Source organism: Streptomyces sp. SID5785 (assembly GCF_009870065.1).
GTDB lineage: Bacteria > Actinomycetota > Actinomycetes > Streptomycetales > Streptomycetaceae > Streptomyces.
Genome location: NZ_WWIA01001092.1, coordinates 1 through 14704 on the forward strand (window position 1 = coordinate 1; position 14704 = coordinate 14704).

11 protein-coding genes and 1 riboswitch are annotated in these 14704 nt (G+C 71.4%); of the genes, 7 read left to right on the forward strand and 4 right to left on the reverse strand.

Annotation, left to right across the window (positions count from 1 at the left end; translation table 11 throughout):
* Window positions 1-153, reverse strand: a riboswitch (cyclic di-AMP (ydaO/yuaA leader). This riboswitch is flagged as partial in the annotation.
* A gap of 273 nt (window positions 154-426) precedes the next feature.
* Both GTW43_RS35350 and GTW43_RS35355 read right to left on the reverse strand, forming a co-directional pair.
* Window positions 427-1794: a pitrilysin family protein gene (locus GTW43_RS35350; protein WP_161306072.1), complete on the reverse strand. Its 1368-nt coding sequence runs from the start codon at window positions 1792-1794 to the stop codon at window positions 427-429.
* Between the two features lie 17 nt (window positions 1795-1811).
* Window positions 1812-3185: a pitrilysin family protein gene (locus tag GTW43_RS35355; RefSeq protein ID WP_161306073.1), complete on the reverse strand. Its 1374-nt coding sequence runs from the start codon at window positions 3183-3185 to the stop codon at window positions 1812-1814.
* Window positions 3186-3493: 308 nt separating this feature from the next.
* On the opposite strand from GTW43_RS35355, the gene GTW43_RS35360 reads away from it, so the two are divergent.
* Window positions 3494-5950, forward strand: a complete 2457-nt coding sequence (locus GTW43_RS35360) for a DNA topoisomerase IV subunit A (RefSeq protein WP_161306065.1) — start codon at window positions 3494-3496, stop codon at window positions 5948-5950.
* 35 nt (window positions 5951-5985) lie between these two features.
* On the opposite strand, the gene GTW43_RS35365 is transcribed toward GTW43_RS35360, so the two are convergent.
* Window positions 5986-7215: a GTP-binding protein gene (locus GTW43_RS35365; RefSeq protein WP_237536981.1), complete on the reverse strand. Its 1230-nt coding sequence runs from the start codon at window positions 7213-7215 to the stop codon at window positions 5986-5988.
* A 340-nt stretch (window positions 7216-7555) separates the two neighbouring features.
* On the opposite strand from GTW43_RS35365, the gene GTW43_RS35370 reads away from it, so the two are divergent.
* Together GTW43_RS35370 and GTW43_RS35375 are read left to right on the forward strand one after the other, a co-directional pair.
* Window positions 7556-8089, forward strand: coding sequence for a DUF6082 family protein (locus tag GTW43_RS35370; protein ID WP_202502344.1), 534 nt, complete (start codon window positions 7556-7558; stop codon window positions 8087-8089).
* A gap of 118 nt (window positions 8090-8207) precedes the next feature.
* Window positions 8208-8444 carry a hypothetical protein gene (locus GTW43_RS35375; protein ID WP_161306067.1) on the forward strand — a complete coding sequence of 79 codons (237 nt, stop codon included), beginning with the start codon at window positions 8208-8210 and terminating at the stop codon, window positions 8442-8444.
* A 36-nt stretch (window positions 8445-8480) separates the two neighbouring features.
* Here GTW43_RS35375 and GTW43_RS35380 read toward each other — a convergent pair whose 3' ends face one another.
* The gene (locus GTW43_RS35380) at window positions 8481-9659 is read right to left on the reverse strand and encodes a citrate synthase/methylcitrate synthase (protein WP_161306068.1); all 1179 of its coding nucleotides are present in this window, start codon (window positions 9657-9659) and stop codon (window positions 8481-8483) included.
* A gap of 97 nt (window positions 9660-9756) precedes the next feature.
* Between GTW43_RS35380 and GTW43_RS35385 the strand changes: the two genes are divergently transcribed.
* The 4 genes from GTW43_RS35385 to GTW43_RS35400 all read left to right on the forward strand — a co-directional run bounded on the left by GTW43_RS35385 (window position 9757) and on the right by GTW43_RS35400 (window position 14568).
* Window positions 9757-11043 carry a citrate synthase gene (locus GTW43_RS35385; protein WP_161306069.1) on the forward strand — a complete coding sequence of 429 codons (1287 nt, stop codon included), beginning with the start codon at window positions 9757-9759 and terminating at the stop codon, window positions 11041-11043.
* A gap of 34 nt (window positions 11044-11077) precedes the next feature.
* The gene (locus GTW43_RS35390; RefSeq protein ID WP_161306070.1) at window positions 11078-12022 is read left to right on the forward strand and encodes a sucrase/ferredoxin-like family protein; all 945 of its coding nucleotides are present in this window, start codon (window positions 11078-11080) and stop codon (window positions 12020-12022) included.
* Window positions 12023-12235: 213 nt separating this feature from the next.
* Complete coding sequence (locus GTW43_RS35395) at window positions 12236-13891, forward strand: sensor histidine kinase (protein ID WP_202502345.1); 1656 nt, start codon at window positions 12236-12238, stop codon at window positions 13889-13891.
* The gene (locus GTW43_RS35400) at window positions 13891-14568 is read left to right on the forward strand and encodes a response regulator (protein ID WP_161306071.1); all 678 of its coding nucleotides are present in this window, start codon (window positions 13891-13893) and stop codon (window positions 14566-14568) included. Before GTW43_RS35395 ends, GTW43_RS35400 begins: the two co-directional genes overlap by 1 nt.
* Window positions 14569-14704 lie beyond the last annotated feature (136 nt).

The window sequence follows — 14704 nt, forward strand, 5'->3', positions numbered from 1 at the left end:
TCTCGCCTACCGGGTTAGCTGACGGGTTCGGAGCAGGAAGGTCTCCTACGGACTCCCTCCCCGTGCGGGAAGGCCGTCCGATTCACCCCAGGGACTGCGGTGGGTCCCCGGCTCCCCTGGCTCGCGCCGTGGGGGACTCGGCGATGACTGCCCCGTGTCGCGGGCGCGGCACATAGGTGGCGGACAGCCGGACCGACGCTAAGCGGGACATCTTTCAATCAACAAACGGATCCCCGCTTTTGTAGCGCATGCCACAGGCCACACGGGCAACCTCTATGCCAATTCGGGCATTTGCGACTCGCGTCGGGTCGGACGGCTGATCAATAGCGGATCAATCGTGACTCCTGGAGCCCCGGGAGACGTGACGAAGCCCCGGAGGCTGACGTGCCTCCGGGGCCTGTCTCCGCGCGTCCCGCCGGCCGCGTGTCAGGCCGCGACCACCGTCACCTCGCCGATACCGAGCGCCTTGACGGACTCCTCGATCTGCGCGGCGTCGCCCACCAGGATCGTCAGCAGCCGGTCCGCGGGGAACGCGCTCACGACGGCCGCGGTGGCCTCCACGGTGCCCGTCTCGGCCAGCCTGCGGTACAGCTGCGCCTGGAAGTCGTCGGGCAGATGCTGCTCCACCTGGTCGGCGAGCGTGCCCGCGACCACGGCCGCCGTCTCGAACTTGAGCGGGGCCACTCCCACCAGGTTCTGCACCGCGGTGTCCCGCTCGGCGTCCGTGAGGCCCTGCGCCGCGAGGGTGCGCAGCACCGTCCAGAGGTCCTCGAGCGCAGGACCGGTGTTGGGCGTGTCGACCGAGCCGCTGATGGCGAGCAGCGCGGCGCCGGTGCCGTCCGGCAGCGAACGCAGCACCTGCGCGAAGGACCGCACCCCGTAGGTGTAGCCCTTCTCCTCGCGCAGCACCTTGTCCAGACGCGACGTCAGGGTGCCGCCGAGGCAGTACGTGCCGAGCAACTGCGCGGCCCACACCGCATCGTGCTTGTCCGGTCCGACGCGGCCGATGAACAGCTGGGTCTGGACGGCCCCGGGGCGGTCCACGATGACGACCCGGCCCGTGTCGTCGGCGGTGATCGGCCTGGCGGGCCACGGCTGCGCCGTGTCACCCGTCCAGGCGCCCAGGGTGTCCTTCAGGAGCGTGTCCAGGTCGACACCCTCCAGATCGCCGACCACGACCGCCGTGGCGGTGGCCGGACGGACGTGCCGCTCGTAGAAGGCCCTGACGGCCCCGGCGTCGATCGCCTCGACCGTCTCCTCGGTGCCCTGGCGGGGGCGCGACAGCCGCGAGTCGGCGGGGAAAAGCTGCTTGGAGAACTCCTTCGACGCGCGCCGCGGCGGGTTGGCGCTCTCGTGCGGGATCTCGTCGAGCCTGTTGCGCACCAGGCGCTCGATCTCGCTCTCGTCGAACGCCGGGGCGCGCAGGGCGTCGGCCAGGAGGGCGAGCGCCTTCGGGAGGCGGGAGACGGGCACCTCGAGGGAGACCCGCACACCGGGATGGTCCGCGTGCGCGTCCAGGGTGGCGCCGCAGCGCTCCAGCTCCGCCGCGAACTCCTCCGCGGAGTGGCGGTCGGTCCCCTCGGTGAAGGCGCGCGCCATGATCGTGGCGACGCCGTCGAGCCCCGCGGGCTCGGCCTCGAGGGGGGCGTCCAGATTGATCTCGACGGCGACCACCTGCTGGCCCGGACGGTCGCAGCGCAGCACCGTCAGTCCGTTGCCCAGAGTGCTGCGCGCGGGGGCCGGGAAGGCCCAGGGCCGGGCGGCGGCGGCCTGCGGCCGCGGGTGGAAGTCCATGCTCGCGAGCTGCTCGGTCACCGGCCCGCCTCCTCGTCGCTCGGGTCGCTGTCGCTGTCGCTGCTGTCGTCGCCGTCCGCGCCGTCACCGGCGGGCGCCGTGGGTTCGTACACGAGGACCGCGCGGTTGGCGGCGTGCAGGCGCGCCTTGGCGACCTCCTGGACCTCCTGCGCGGTCACGTCCAGGACGCGCTGCACCGCGGTGAACGCCAGGGTCGGGTCGCCGAACAGCACGGCGTAGTGACACAGCTCGTCGGCCCGGCCGGAGACGGTCCCGAGCCGGTCGAGCCACTCGCGCTCCAACTGCGCCTGGGCCCGCTCCATTTCCTCGGGACTCGGGCCCTCCTCGGCGAACCGCGCCAGCTCCTCGTCGACGGCGGCCTCGATCACCGGCACCTCCACGTCGCCGGAGGCGACGACCTGGAGAAGGCCGAGGGAGGGCGCGCCGACCAGACGCAGCAGGCCGAAGCCCGTGTCGACCGCCGTGCGGTCGCGGCGCACCAGGCGGTTGTAGAGCCGCGACGACTCACCGCCGCCGAGCATGGTCAGGGCGAGGTCGGCCGCGTCGCACGCGCGCGGGCCGTCAGCGGGGAGCCGGTACGCGGCCATCAGGGCACGCGCCGGAACCTCCTCCTCGACGATCTCGCGGTGCTGCCCGCCGAGCACGTCGGGCAGGGATCCGTCACGCGGGACGGGCTTGCCCTCGTGCGCGGGGATGGAGCCGAAGTACTTCTCGACCCAGGCGAGCGTCTGCTCGGGGTCGATGTCCCCCACCACGGAGAGCACCGCGTTGTTCGGCGCGTAGTAGGTGCGGAAGAACGCACGGGCGTCCTCGAGGGTGGCCGCGTCCAGGTCGGCCATGGAGCCGATCGGCGTGTGGTGGTACGGGTGGCCCTCGGGGTACATGAGGGCGAACAGCTTCTCGCGCGCGGTGCCGTACGGCAGGTTGTCGTAGCGCTGGCGGCGTTCGTTCTTCACCACATTGCGCTGATTCTCCATCGACTCCTCGTCGAGGGCCGTCAGCAGCGAACCCATGCGGTCCGCCTCCAGCCAGAGCGCCAGCTCCAGCTCGTGCGCGGGCATGGTCTCGAAGTAGTTCGTCCGCTCGAAGCTCGTCGTGCCGTTGAGCGAGCCGCCGGCGCCCTGGACGAGCTCGAAGTGTCCGTTGCCCGAGACCTGCTTCGAGCCCTGGAACATCAGGTGCTCGAAGAGATGGGCCAGGCCCGTCCGGCCCTGGACCTCGTGACGCGAGCCGACGTCGTACCAGAGGCAGACCGCCGCGACCGGGGTCAGGTGGTCCTCGGAGAGCACCACGCGCAGGCCGTTGGCCAGCCGGTGCTCGGTCGCTGTCAGGCCGCCGGAGCCGGCCTCGGCCTCGGCCGTGTGACCCATGGGCATGTACGTCCCTTCGATCGCGGAGAACTGCACGAAAGCGCAGAACTGCTGCCAGTCCCGCCACTGTATGCAAGCGTGCTGGTACCTGGCGAAGTTCCCGCCGGGGCTACGCCGTAAGCGAGCGGAAAGTGCCTCTCCGGCGGCTGCCGCCCGCCCTGCGCGCGCCTGCCGCGCCCCCGTCACCGGCGGCGAACCAGCCGGTATGGACGGGTCGCGATCGGTGTTGTCAGTGCGGCGGTCCACAATGGTCCGCGACAGTTCTCGTTCATGTACCCGTTCATGTTGGTGAAGGAGCCGCAGCAGCGATGGCCCGCCGCAGCACGAAGACCCCGCCGCCCGACGACTTCGAGGAGAAGATCCTCGACATCGACGTGGTCGACGAAATGCAGGGCTCCTACCTGGAGTACGCGTACTCGGTGATCTACTCGCGCGCCCTGCCCGACGCGCGCGACGGGATGAAGCCCGTCCACCGGCGGATCGTCTACCAGATGAACGAGATGGGCCTGCGCCCCGAGCGCGGCTACGTGAAGTGCGCACGTGTCGTCGGCGAGGTCATGGGTAAGTTGCACCCCCATGGCGACGCGTCGATCTACGACGCCCTGGTGCGCCTGGCTCAGCCGTTCTCCATGCGCGTCCCCCTGGTCGACGGTCATGGGAACTTCGGCTCGCTGGGCAATGACGACCGCCCGGCGGCGATGCGGTACACGGAGTGCCGCATGGACGCGGCTGCCTCCCTGATGACCGAGTCGATCGAAGAGAACACGGTCGACTTCGCACCGAACTACGACGGCCAGGAGCAGGAGCCCGTCGTCCTCCCGGCGGCGTACCCGAACCTGCTGGTGAACGGCGCCTCCGGCATCGCCGTCGGCATGGCGACGAACATGCCGCCGCACAATCTGGGCGAAGTGATCGCGGCCGCCCGCCACTTGATCCGGCACCCGGGCGCCGACCTCGAGACGCTCATGAAGTACGTCCCCGGGCCCGACCTGCCGACGGGCGGCAAGATCGTCGGCCTCTCCGGCGTCCGGGACGCGTACGAGACGGGCCGCGGCACCTTCAAGATCCGGGCGACGGTCTCGGTGGAGGCCGTGACGGCGCGCCGCAAGGGCCTGGTCGTCACGGAGCTGCCCTTCGCGGTGGGCCCCGAGAAGGTCATCACGAAGATCAAGGAACTGGTCGGCTCGAAGCGGCTCCAGGGCATCGCCGACGTCAAGGACCTCACCGACCGCGAGCACGGTCTGCGCCTGGTCATCGAGATCAAGAACGGCTTCGTGCCCGAGGCCGTCCTGGAGCAGCTCTACAAGCTGACGCCGATGGAGGAGTCCTTCGGTATCAACAACGTGGCGCTGGTCGACGGCCAGCCGCTCACGCTCGGCCTCAAGGAGCTCCTCGAGGTCTACCTGGACCACCGCTTCACCGTGGTGCGCCGCCGCAGCGAGTTCCGCCGCGGCAAGAAGCAGGACCGCCTCCACCTGGTGGAGGGTCTCCTCGTCGCCCTCCTGGACATCGACGAGGTCATCCGGCTGATCCGCTCCAGCGACAACAGCGCGCATGCCAAGGAGCGCCTGATGGAGCGCTTCTCCCTGAGCGACATCCAGACGCAGTACATCCTGGACACCCCGCTGCGCCGGCTCACCAAGTTCGACCGCATCGAGCTGGAGGCGGAGCGCGACAAGCTCAACGGCGAGATCGACGAGCTGACCGGCATCCTGGATTCCGACGCCGAGCTGCGCAAGCTGGTCTCCGCCGAACTGGCCGCGGTGGCGAAGAAGTTCGGCTCCGACCGCCGCACCGTGCTCCTGGAGTCCGCGGGCGCGCCTGTGGCCGCCGTTCCGCTCCAGGTGGCCGACGACCCGTGCCGCGTCCTGCTCTCCTCGACGGGCCTCCTCGCGCGTACCGCCTCGGACGAACCCCTCGACGCCGACGAGGGAGCCAAGCGCGTCAAGCACGACGTGATCGTCTCGGCGGTGCCCGCGACGGCCCGGGGCGAGGTCGGCGTGGTCACCTCGACCGGCCGGCTGCTGCGGCTGAACGTGATCGACCTGCCGCAGCTCCCGCCGACGGCCTCCGCTCCGAACCTGTCGGGGGGTGCGCCGATCACCGAGTTCCTGCCGTCCCTGGAGGCGGACGAGACGGTCGTGTGCCTCACCACGCTCGACGAGGCGTCGCCCGGGCTCGCGATCGGCACGGAGCAGGGCGTCGTGAAGCGCGTCGTGCCCGACTATCCGGCCAACAAGGAGGAGCTGGAGGTCATCGCCCTCAAGGACGGGGACCGCATCGTCGGCGCGGTCGAGCTGCGCACCGGCGAGGAGGACCTGGTCTTCGTCACGGACGACGCCCAGCTGCTGCGCTTCCAGGCGTCCGTCGTGCGCCCGCAGGGGCGTGCGGCAGGCGGCATGGCGGGCATCAAGCTGGCGACCGGAGCGAAGGTCATCTCCTTCACCGCCGTCGACCCGGCGGTGGATGCCATGGTGTTCACCGTGGCCGGCTCGCGGGGCACGCTGGACGACTCCGTGCAGACGACGGCGAAGCTCACGCCGTTCGACCAGTACCCGCGCAAGGGCCGCGCCACCGGCGGCGTGCGCTGTCAGCGCTTCCTGAAGGGCGAGGACTGCCTGAGCCTGGCTTGGGCCGGCCCGGTCCCCGCGCGCGCGGCGCAGAAGAACGGCACACCGGCCGAGCTGCCGGAGATCGACCCGCGGCGCGACGGGTCGGGGGTCTCGCTCCAGAAGACGGTCGCGGTGGTGGCCGGCCCGGTGTAGTCCTCCCGGCGGCGGCCTGTGCGCGCCAGGGCGGCCTACGTGCCCGAGGGCATGTGGGCCGCCTCCGGCGCGTCCGGGGCTTCGTCGCCCTTGTCCTGTACGTAGCGCAGGACGCCCCACATGGCGCGTTCGTCCGCGATGCTCGGGACGTGTGAGCGTTCGCCCTGTGAGGCGTGCGGAACGTCACGTGTGTGCGTGGCGTCCGTGACGTCCGTAGGCGTCCCTGCGGCCTCGTCGCTCCGGCAGGCACCGAGCTCCTTGTGGAGCGCCTCTGCGTCGATCCCGGCGCCGATGAGGACCAGCTGCGTCAGACGCTCTCCCGCGGGCCACGGCTCCGGGTAGAACCGCAGGAAGCGGCCCACGGCATGCACGGCGTACCGGTTGAGGGTGTCCCCCGTGCCGAAATCGACGTACCCCTTGATGCGGTACAGCCCGTCCGGGCGCCCGTCGAGGAACGCCATCAGCCGACGTGGGTCCATGGCCACGTCGGAGGTGAACGCGACGCTCTCGTAGGCGGCGTGCAGGTGCTCCTCGTGCCCGCGCCCGCCGTCCGGCTCCTGGCTCTCGGACGGGTTCCCGTCGTCGGACCGGTTCCCGTCGTGCCGGTGCAGGTCGTCGAACGACAGCTGTCCGATCCGCTCCTCGGTGGGCCGGCAGTCGAACAGCAGCTCGGGGTCGATCCGCGCGTAGGAGGCGGTCACGACGGCCGCACGCTCCGCCGCCGCCCGCACGGCGTCGAGGACCCGCGTCCGCTCCGCGTCGGTGACCCGGTCCGCCTTGTTCACGACCACGAGGTCGGCGAGGCCCAGGTGGCGCTCCACCTCGGGGTGTTTCTCGCGGGTGGCGTCGAACTCGGCGGTGTCGACGACCTCGACGAGGCCTCCGTAGACGACACGCGGATTGTCGCTCGCGAGCACCATCCGCACGAGCTCCTGCGGCTCGGCGATGCCACTCGCCTCGATGACGATGACGTCGATGGCATGGACGTCATGGACAGGGCGAGTCAACTTGTCGAGATAGACATCAAGTTCACTGGCGTCGACGGCACAGCACAGACAACCGTTGCCGAGCGACACGGTGGAGTCGCCGAGCTGCCCCGCGACGGCCATGGCGTCGATCTCGATCGACCCGAAGTCGTTGACGATGGCACCGATCCGGGTGCCTCCGCCGTGGTGCAGGAGGTGATTGAGCAGGGTCGTCTTCCCCGAGCCGAGGAAGCCCGCGAGGACGACGACGGGGATCTGCTGCGGACTGGCTTTGCTCAACGCGACCTCTCTCACACCGAAGCGTGCGCCGGACACGGGACCGGCTCTCGTACGAAGGATGACTGGCGCCCGTAGAAGGATGACTGGCGCCCCAGAATACGAGCGCGTAGAAACCCCATGAAGTGAACGATTGCTAACGGTGCTGCGTGGGCAGACGTTGGGCATGGCGCCGGTTTCCGCTCCGTGAGCACCCCCGCGCGCCTTCTCTTCGCCTCCCAGCCGATCAGAGCCGCTCGGCGCCCCGGGAGACTGCAAGCGCGCCGCCCACCGCTCGCCGGTCCCCGCATCCGTCGACCCACAACCGACGACCGGCGCACGGTCGCCTGATTCGGGGGTTGACATGGTCACAAAGAGTCACCGGGCACGTCGGCATGTGACGACGGCGGTCGTCGGCGCCCTGACAGGGTGCGCCGCGACCCATCTGTGGCAGCGGTTCGGCCCCGGCCCCAGAACGGACACGGAAGAGCTGCGGCGGCAGGCACGCGCCGAGCAGCGCCGCATGCACTGGGAACTGCTGAGCAAGGCCATCGACGACCCTGAGCTCGCGGTCGTGATCGACAACTACGGAGTGGAGCTCACGCCCGAGAAGAGGCGGCAGCTCATGTACGCCAACCTCTGGTACGTCAACGCGTTCCACAACTACGAGGCAGGACTGTTCGACCAGCGCGAGCTGTTCGGCGTGCTCCGCGAACTCTTCCAGAGTGCCTACATTCGCGAGTACTGGGAGATCACCCGCCCTCACCGCATCAACCTGGACCCCGACTGCAGCGAGGCCCGGATCGGGCGCATGGCCGAGACGCTGTTCCAGGAGATCGAGGCGGCGTCCGAGAGCGAGGAGTCGTGGTGGGTGGTGGGCGAGCCGCCGTCCGAGTGAAATTTCAGTGGCCAACTCGCCCTGAGGCAAGGCACATCGGTATCCTCACGGCGCACGAGCCTCTACTGTTTCACCGAAGCAGGAGAGGTCCGCCCAGGCCCGAGAAAGACCGGTTCACTTGAAGATCGTACGCCGCATCGGGGTGCCCCCGAGCGCACGTGGAAGCAGCTCCGGCGCCACCTGCCCCGATGTCTTCGAGCTCAGCGACGGCGACTTCGCCGTGATCGGGACCGAGGCGACCGAAAGGCTCAGGGCGGAGCTGCCGGCGGACGCGGGGGTCGCCGACTACGAACGCATCGTGATCGTGAACCGGGAGACCCTGCTCCGCGCCAAGAGGGACATTCCGGACGCGTGACATCGGACCGGCCCGCACAGAGCCGGTCCGAACCGATCAGTCGAGCGGCGGCACCGCCACCGGCGGCTCCACCCCCACATACCGCGCCGCCGGGCGAATGATCTTCGAATCCTCCGCCTGCTCCAGGATGTTGGCACTCCAGCCGACCACCCGCGCCGCGGCGAAGGTCGGGGTGAACATCGCGCGCGGCAGGCCGCACAGCTCCATGACGACCCCGGCGTAGAACTCCACGTTCGTGTGCAACTCCCGGCCGGGCTTGAGCTCGGCCAGGATCGCCTCCACGTGCCGCTCCACCTCCACGGCGAATGCGACCAGGGGCCCGCCGAACCCCTCGGCGATGCCTCGCAGCATGCGCGAACGCGGGTCCTCGGTGCGGTAGACGGGGTGCCCGAAGCCCATGATCCGGTCGCCCGCGAGGACCCGCTCACGGATCCAGGGGTCGATCCGGTCGGGCGTGCCGATGGCGTCGAGCGTGTCGAGCGCGCGGCTCGGCGCTCCGCCGTGCAGGGGGCCCGAGAGCGCCCCGACGGCGCCCACCAGGCAGGCGGCGGCGTCCGCTCCGGTCGAGGCGATGACCCGCGCCGTGAATGTTGACGCATTGAAGCCGTGATCAATGGTTGAGATCAGATACTGCTCCACGGCCCGTGCGCGGGATGGGTCCGGCTCCGAACCCGTGAGCATGTACAGGTAGTTGGCGGCGTACGAGAGGTCCTCGCGCGGCTCCACCGGTTCGAGCCCCTCGCCGAGCCGGTGCAGCGCCGTCAGCATGGTCGGGACGACGGCCGCGGCAGCCAGCGTGTCCTCACGGCGCCGCTCGGCGTCGATGTCGTAGACGGGCCGGAAGCCCTGCGAGGCGCCGAACAGCGAGAGCGCCGTCCGCAGGCCGGCGAGCGGACCGGACACCGCCCCGGCGCGTGCCACACCAGGCAGGGCCGCCCTGACCTCGTCCGGCAGGCGGCGCAGCTCGGCGGTCCTGCGCGCGAAGGCTTCCGACTCCGCCCGGCGCGGAAGCTCGCCGTGGATCATCAGGTACCAGACGTCCTCGAAACTGCGGGTCCGAGCGAGCTCGACGGCCGAGTACTGGCGGTAGTGATAGAAGCCTTCGCGCCCTCGGACGTCCCCGAGTGCGGTGTCGGTGACGACGACGCCCGCGAGGCCGCGCGGTACGTCGATGGCGGGGGTGGCGGCGGTGGCCGAGGTCCCGTTGAGCGACATGTGTTCCTCCCTGAACTTGATTCAACTGTCCACTCTTGACTTCAAGCCTGTCAATATTGATTGAATCAATACATGCTTGACGGATACGGTGACGCGCATGAGGGACCAAGAACGGGCAGGCGCCCCTGAACCCCGCCGACTGACGACCCGCGAGACCGCCGAGCGCCTGGGAGTGAAGCCCGAGACGGTCTACGCCTACGTGAGCCGCGGCCAGCTCACGAGCAGGCGCGGGCCCGGGCGTCGCGGCAGCACCTTCGACGCCGCCGAGGTGGACGCACTGGCAGGACGCAACAGGCGGGAGAGCGCCCCGAGTTCAGGACTCGCCGAGCTGTCCGTGAGAACCCGCCTCACCCTCATCGAGGAGGACCGGTACTTCTTCCGGGGGGTCGACGCGACGCAGCTCGCGGCCGCTCACTCCTTCGAGGAGGTCGCGGAGTGGCTCTGGACCGGCGCACTGCGCCCCGGCGCGCGCTTCACCGCCCCCAAGGACGCCCTGACCGCGGCCCGGCGCGCGGCCGGCGCGCTGCCCGAGCACGCCGGCACGGTGGACCGGCTCAGGGTCGCCGCGGTGGCATCCGCCTCGGCCGACCCCCTCCGCTACGACCTCTCCGAGCCCTCGGTCCTGGGGGCCGCGCGGGCCCTCATCCCGACCCTGGCGGCCACGCTCCCGCTCCGGTCCGCCACGTACACCGACGGGCCGCCCATTGCTCAGCGCCTGTGGGGGCGCCTGTCGCACCAGCACCCTGACGAGGCGTCACTGCGTGTGCTCGACCAGGCACTTGCGCTGTTGGTCGACCACGACCTCGCCGCGTCCACCCTCGCCGTCCGCGTGGCCGCGTCGGCGCGCGCGCACGCGTACGCGGCGGTCTCGGCCGGCCTCGGCGTCCTGGAGGGCCCCTTGCACGGAGCGGCGAGCGGCCTGGCCCACCGTTTCCTCCTCGAGGTGCTCGACCGCGGCAACGCGGGCCCCGCCGTGGCGGACGAACTGCGCGCAGGCCGGCGCATCCCCGGCCTGGGACACCGGCACTACAAGGGCGAGGACCCACGCGCTCAGGCGCTGTTCACGGCGCTCGAAGGGCTCCCCGGGGCCGGTCCGGCACTGGCCGCCGCGCACGACGTCGTGGCGACGACCGCCCGCCACACCGATCTGCACGCCAATGTCGACCTGGCGCTCGCCGTCCTGACGACGTCGTACGGCATGCCCGAGGAGGCCGGGGAGACCATCTTCGCGGTCGCGCGCACCGCGGGGTGGATCGCACACGCCCTGGAGGAGTACGACGAGAGGCCCCTGCGGATGCGCCCCACGGGGCACTACATCGGCGCCCGGCCGCCCCAGCCACTGCCCGCGCCACCCGGTGCCCGACCGGGGTCGGCCGGAGCGTGAAGCGGGGCAGGAAGGTCAGGTTAGGCTCCACTGCGTGAGTACGTGCGCGACCGCCTCGCGGGACCTGGACGAGCCGATCGCCGGGACCGCGGCGACCGCGCGGACCTGGCTGCTGATCGAGCAGCCCGGCCCGTGGGGTGCCAAGGCCCTGACCTCCAGCCACCTCGACCCCGCCGTGGGCCGCGCCCTGGAATCCGCCGCGGAGGGAACCGGCGTACGGGTCGCGCTCGTGCGGCGTCCCGGCCGTCACGCCGACACGCACGCCCCGACACGCCACCAGGTCTACCTGGCGCACACCGCACCAGGTAACGCCTGGCTGCGCAGCGGCACGGTGACCTCCCCGGAAGAGCTGCGGGCGCTCGACTTCGCCGCACTCGGAGCGGGCGACCACGGCGGCTTCGGTGAACCGCACGGCGGCGCGCCCCTCGCCCTGGTCTGCACGAACGGAAAGCGCGACCGCTGTTGTGCGCTGCTGGGCCGTCCCCTGGCGGCCGAGCTGGACGCGGCCGGCGAGGAAGGCGTCTGGGAGGTCACGCATCTCGGCGGCCACCGCTTCTCGCCCACCCTCCTGGTCCTGCCGTACGGGTACGCGTACGGGCGGGTCACTCCGGCCTCCGTCCGGGAGATCCTTGCGGCCGTCCGCGCGGACAGGATCGTCACCGAGGGGTGCCGGGGGAACTCCGCCTGGGACCGGCCCGGACAGGCCGCTGAGCTGGCCGTGCGGCGCATGCTCCCCGAGAGCCGTGCGGGCGCCCTGGACGTGTTCGACTCCCTGGCCGTCGACGGCGACGAGCCGCGCTTCGAGGTGACCGTCGCGCACGAGGACGGGCGGCGATGGACGGTCGGCGTGGCTCAGCGCGCGTCGGCGCCGCCGCGTCCCGAGAGCTGCGGTGGCGCCCTCGGGTCACCGGCCCGGATGGATGTGGTGGCGGTGCACGAGGTGGCCGCGCCGTCGGCAGCCCTCAGCCCTTCCCGGTAGAACTGCGCGCGGCCCGGTGTGACGCCGGGCCGCAGGGCTCCTAGCACCCCATCGGCCGACGACCGCAATACCCCGGGCGGAGAACGCGGCATCTCTGGTGGTGTGGCGCAGCGCGCCGTGCCGGACGCGATCCGCACCGCAAGAGGCAGCCGGACGAGATCCGCACCACAAGGGGTACTGAACCCGGCGGACCGGCCCGTACCGTTCGTCATCATGAGCACGACCTCCCCCGCCCGCCGACTGCGCCTCGGGATGCCCCGGCGCGTCTTCTCCCAGGTGCTGCTCATGCAGGTGGCGATCGCCGCCGGAGTGGCGGTGCTGGCCACCGGGCTGTTCCTGGCGCCCCTGAGCGATCAACTGGACGATCAGGCGATGCGCCGCGCCCTGGCCATCGCGCAGACCACGGCGGCCCAGCCCCAGATCGCGGCAGACCTCGAGGCGTCGCGCCCGACCCCGGGCGGTCCCGTGCAGGCCGAGGCCGAGCGCATCCGGCGGGCGAGCGGCGCCGAGTACGTCGTGATCATGAACATGCGCGGGATCCGCTGGTCCCACACCGACCGCGCACGGATCGGCAAGGTCGTCTCGACGAACCCTCACGACGCGCTGGCGGGCCACGAGGTCATGGAGATCGACGACGGCACCCTCGGCCGCTCCGCACGCGGGAAAGTGCCCCTCAGGGGCGCTGACGGGGCCATCCTGGGCGCGGTGTCGGTCGGCATCGAGTACGACAGCGTCCGCGCCCGGCTGATCCACGCGATCCCCGGTCTGTTCGCCTACGCGGGCGGCGCACTCGCCGTCGGCGCCCTGGCCGCCTACCTGATCTCGCGCAGGGTGCAGCGACAGACGCGCGACCTGGCCTTCTCCGACATCGCCGCGCTGCTCACCGAGCGCGAGGCGATGCTCCACGGCATCCGGGAGGGCGTGGTGGCTCTCGACCACGACGGCCGGATCCGGCTCCTGAACGACGAGGCACAGCGCCTCCTCGGCGTCGGCGGCGCGGCGATCGGCGAACCCCTGGAGACGGCGCTCGGGCCCGGCCGCACGACGGACGTGCTCGCGGGCCAGGTCACCGGAACCGATCTGCTCACCGTCCGCGGACAGCGCGTCCTGGTCGCCAACCGCATGCCGACCGACGACGGCGGCGCCGTGGTCACCCTCCGCGACCGGACGGAGCTGGAGCAGCTGGGGCGTGAACTGGACTCCACCCGGGGCCTGATCGACGCCCTGCGCGCGAAGGACCACGAGCACGCCAACCACATGCACACCCTGCTCGGCCTCCTCGAACTGGAGATGTACGAGGAGGCCGCCGAATTCGTGGGTGAAGTGACCGGAGCCCACCGGGCGACCGCCGAGCAGATCACGGAGAAGATCCAGGACCCGCTGCTCGCCGCTCTCCTCGTTGGCAAGGCCACCGTCGCGGCGGAGCGAGGCGTCGCCCTCGGCGTCTCGTCCGACACGGCTCTGCCCGACCGCCTTGTCGATCCGCGCGGTCTCGTCACGATCGTCGGCAACCTGGTGGACAACGCACTCGACGCGACGGCCGCCTCCACGCGCCACCCGCGCGTGGAGGTGGCCCTGCGAGCCGAGGGGCGGACCGCGGTGCTCACGGTGCGCGACACCGGACCGGGGGTCCCCGCCGACCAGCGCGAGAGCGTCTTCGTGGAAGGCTGGTCCACGAAGGAGCCGCCCGCACACGGGAAGCGGGGCATCGGGCTGGCGCTCGTCCGACGGCTCGCGGAGCGCCAGGGCGGCACCGCCACGGTGGCCGAGTCCGCGTCCGGGGGCGCGGCGTTCACGGTCGTCCTCCCGGAGGCGCTCGGCGGATCCACGGCGCGGGAGCCCGCGCCCGACGTGACCGAGGAGGTGTGATGATCGACGTCCTGGTCGTGGACGACGACGCGCGCGTGGTGGACGTGAACGCCGCCTATGTGGCGAAGGTTCCCGGCTTCCAGGTGGTGGGCAAGGCGTACAGCGCGGCCGAGGCCGTGGCCCGTATCGAGGAACTGGACGTCGATCTCGTCCTGCTCGACCACTACCTGCCCGACGAGACCGGACTCTCGGTGGCCCGCACGGTACGCGAACGCGGTCACCAGATCGACGTGATCATGGTGACCGCGGCGCGCGATGTCGCGACGGTCCAGGCCGCGATGCGCCACGGAGCGCTGCAGTACCTGGTGAAGCCGTTCTCGTTCGCCGGACTGCGCGACAGGCTCGAGGCCTACGCGGCTCTGCGACGCACCCTGGAGGGCGGCGGCGAGGCCGAACAGGCCGAGGTCGACCGGATCTTCGGGGCGCTGTCGGCCACGCCCGCGCCGGAACTGCCCAAGGGGCACTCCCCCACGACGGCGGACCTCGTGCGCAAGGCCATGATGAGCGCCGAGGGGCCGCTCTCGGCCCAGGAACTGGCCGACCGCACCGGGATCAGCCGGCAGACCGCACAGCGCTATCTGAAACTGCTCGAGCGCACGGGCCGGGTCCGGCTCAGTCTCAAGTACGGGGACACGGGCCGACCCGAGCACCGCTACGCATGGGTGGCCAGTCACTGAACACGGCGGAACCGGCCCCCTGCCGCCACGCCGGGCTCGACGTGTCCGGCAGGGGTCCCGGTCCCGCGCGTCCCGAGGGCCGTCTCAGACCGCTCCCGCGCCCGTGAGCGCCCGTACCTCGGTCTCTGCGTGCTTA

What these genes read in the sequence shown, in the direction of transcription:
- GTW43_RS35370 (WP_202502344.1), top strand. Translation starts at nt 7,556, where the DNA reads ATGGTCACAAAGAGTCACCGGGCACGTCGGCATGTGACGACGGCGGTC.
- GTW43_RS35355 (WP_161306073.1), bottom strand. Translation starts at nt 3,185, where the DNA reads ATGGGTCACACGGCCGAGGCCGAGGCCGGCTCCGGCGGCCTGACAGCG.
- GTW43_RS35395 (WP_202502345.1), top strand. Translation starts at nt 12,236, where the DNA reads ATGAGCACGACCTCCCCCGCCCGCCGACTGCGCCTCGGGATGCCCCGG.
- GTW43_RS35385 (WP_161306069.1), top strand. Translation starts at nt 9,757, where the DNA reads ATGAGGGACCAAGAACGGGCAGGCGCCCCTGAACCCCGCCGACTGACG.
- GTW43_RS35380 (WP_161306068.1), bottom strand. Translation starts at nt 9,659, where the DNA reads ATGTCGCTCAACGGGACCTCGGCCACCGCCGCCACCCCCGCCATCGAC.
- GTW43_RS35360 (WP_161306065.1), top strand. Translation starts at nt 3,494, where the DNA reads ATGGCCCGCCGCAGCACGAAGACCCCGCCGCCCGACGACTTCGAGGAG.
- GTW43_RS35400 (WP_161306071.1), top strand. Translation starts at nt 13,891, where the DNA reads ATGATCGACGTCCTGGTCGTGGACGACGACGCGCGCGTGGTGGACGTG.
- GTW43_RS35350 (WP_161306072.1), bottom strand. Translation starts at nt 1,794, where the DNA reads ATGGACTTCCACCCGCGGCCGCAGGCCGCCGCCGCCCGGCCCTGGGCC.